This is a genomic window from Amycolatopsis kentuckyensis, from assembly GCF_002155975.1.
In the GTDB taxonomy this organism is placed as follows: Bacteria; Actinomycetota; Actinomycetes; order Mycobacteriales; family Pseudonocardiaceae; genus Amycolatopsis; species Amycolatopsis kentuckyensis.
In genome coordinates, this window is sequence record NZ_MUMI01000706.1 from 1 (window position 1) to 2,468 (window position 2,468).

2 protein-coding genes are annotated in these 2,468 nt (G+C 73.7%); both read left to right on the forward strand.

Features of this window, described 5'->3' with window-relative positions; genetic code table 11:
- On the forward strand, positions 1-1,434 hold a 1,434-nt coding region (locus CCN39_RS46105), incomplete at its 5' end, for a PP2C family protein-serine/threonine phosphatase (protein WP_086853315.1).
- A gap of 149 nt (positions 1,435-1,583) precedes the next feature.
- Positions 1,584-2,126 (forward strand): type 1 glutamine amidotransferase domain-containing protein, encoded by a 543-nt coding sequence (locus tag CCN39_RS46110; RefSeq protein WP_086853317.1) that lies wholly within the window; start codon positions 1,584-1,586, stop codon positions 2,124-2,126.
- Positions 2,127-2,468 lie beyond the last annotated feature (342 nt).

Here is a 2,468-nt window from a genome sequence, read left to right on the forward strand (position 1 = left end):
TGGGCGAACCCGGCGGCCCGGGCGCTGGCCGGCGACGCCGAGCCGCAGCTGCAGGCGGGCGCGCCCGCCCTGGCCGGCACCGCGGCCGACCAGGTGGCCGGGCACGTCGAGCTGAACGGCCACCGCCACGCCGCCCGGATCCGGGCCCTGCCCGGCGGCTGGCACGCCTGGACGGTCTCCGCGGACGACGTCCCGCAGCGGCGCGTCGGCGACTTCCTGGCCGAGGTCGGCCCCCGGCTGGCCGCCGCGCGCGGACGGCACGGCACCGCCCGGGTGATCGCCGAGCTGGCGGCGTCCGCGCTGGCCGAAACCGTCTTCGTGCTGCTGCCGACCACCCGCGGCCGGTGGGAGTGGTGGAGCTGCGAGCGGCCGGCCGCGCAGGGCCACGGCCGGATCCGGCGGGTGCCGGCCCAGGTCGCGCCGGTGCTGGCGGCGACGTTCGGGGCGACCGGGCCGCCCCAGCAGGCCCCGGTGCCCGAGCCCGAGGTCGCCACGCTGCCGTCGGTGGTCGCCGACCGGTTCGCCGGGCACGCCGACGTCTCGGTCGTCTCGCTCGGGCCGAGCGTGAGCGCCGGGGTCACCGGCGCCCTGCTGCTGGGCCGCCGCGGCGACGCCGAGTTCGGCGCCGACCAGTCCCGCGCGGTGGCGGAGTTCGCCGCGGCGGCCGGGACGGCGCTGGCCAACGCCCAGCGCTACGCCCGGCAGGAGGAGGCGACCCGCGGCCTGGAGACGACGTTGCGCCCGGTCGACCCGGGGGAGCTCGACGGCGCCCGGTTCGAGACCTGGTACGAGCCGGCGGGCGGGGTCCTCACCGTCGGCGGCGACTTCTACGACGTCCTGCCCCACGGCGACGGCAGCGCCTTCCTGGTGCTCGGCGACGTCTGCGGCAAGGGCCCCGAGGCCGCGGCCCTGACCGGCCGGGTCCGGCACGCCCTGACCGCGCTCGCCATGGTCGAGCGGGACGGCCGCACCCTGCTGCGGCTGCTCAACGAGCTGCTCATCGCCGGCGGCAGCAGCCGGTTCGCCACCCTGGTGCTCGGCACGGCCCGGCCCTCCGACGGCGGCGTCGGCCTGACGCTGGCCTCCGGTGGCCACCCGGCGCCGCTGATCGTCCGGCGCTCGGGCGTGGTCGAGGAGGTCACGGTTCCGGGCACGCTGGTCGGCATCTCGCCGCAGGCCCGGTTCGCCGAGGCGGAGGTCCGGCTGGAGCGCGGGGACGTCTGCCTCCTGTACACCGACGGCATCACCGAAGCCCGCAACCGCCACGACCAGACGGAACTCTTCGGAGACGACCGGTTGCGCGCCGTGCTCACCGCGGCGGCCGGAGAGTCCGCCCGCGAGGTCGTGCGGCAGCTGCGTCAGTCCGTCCGGGACTGGCTCGGCAGCTCCGCACATGACGATATCGCTGTGCTCGCCATCGAATGTGCGGACTGACCCCCCTCTTGCGGGGGTCCGGGTGGCAGAGCCCCCGGCCCGGGGCGAAGCCCCGGATGTCACAGCACTGTCCTTTGTGGACTGGGTTTGACGCCGTTTCGAGGGGGTAATTACCCCGGTGCACCCAGTTTTCCGACGGAGGAAACCCCATGGCGAACGCATTGCAAGGACGCCGGGTCGCGATCCTGGCCGCGGACGGCGTCGAACAGGTCGAGCTGGAAAAGCCGCGCCGGGCCGTCCTCGACGAGGGCGCGACGGTCGAGCTGGTGTCCCTGGACACCGGCGAGATCCAGGCGATGAACGGCGACATCGACAAGGGTGACCGGTTCCCGGTGGACCGGAAGGTCGCCGACGTCGAGATCGGCGATTTCGACGCCCTGCTGCTGCCCGGCGGCACGATGAACCCGGACAACCTGCGCACGGACCCCGCCGCGGTCAAGTTCGTCGGCGACTTCGTGCGGGCCGGCAAGCCGGTCGGGGTGATCTGCCACGGTCCGTGGACGCTCGTCGAAGCGGATGTCGTCCGTGGCCGCACGCTGACGTCGTACCCGAGCATCCGGACGGACATCCGTAACGCCGGCGGCACCGTGGTCGACGAAGAGGTCGTAGTGGACAACGGACTGGTCTCCAGCCGTAACCCGGACGACCTGCCGGCCTTCTGCCGGACGGTCGTGCGGGAATTCGCGGGCTGAACCCGCGTCCACTGTGGACTATCACCCATTCGTGTCTTAAGTCCCGCTTAAATCTGTTGGCTTTCGGTGCCCCGGCGTAGCACGCTGAAGGTGTGACGAGGAACGCCCTGCGAGAGGAGGTGGACGCTATGACTGTGCACGCCAGGCGCTACGGCCGCTGGTGCCGTGAACACTTCGACGCGATCGCCGCCGAAGGCGTTCCCGCACCCCGCGGTGGCGAACCCGCCGACCAGGCCTTGCCGGCGCCCGAGCCGGAGCCGGTCCAACCGGGTGCCGAACAGCCCCAGCGTCGATAGACCACGAAGAAGGCCTCCCCGGCACGGTGCCGGGGAGGCCTTCTTC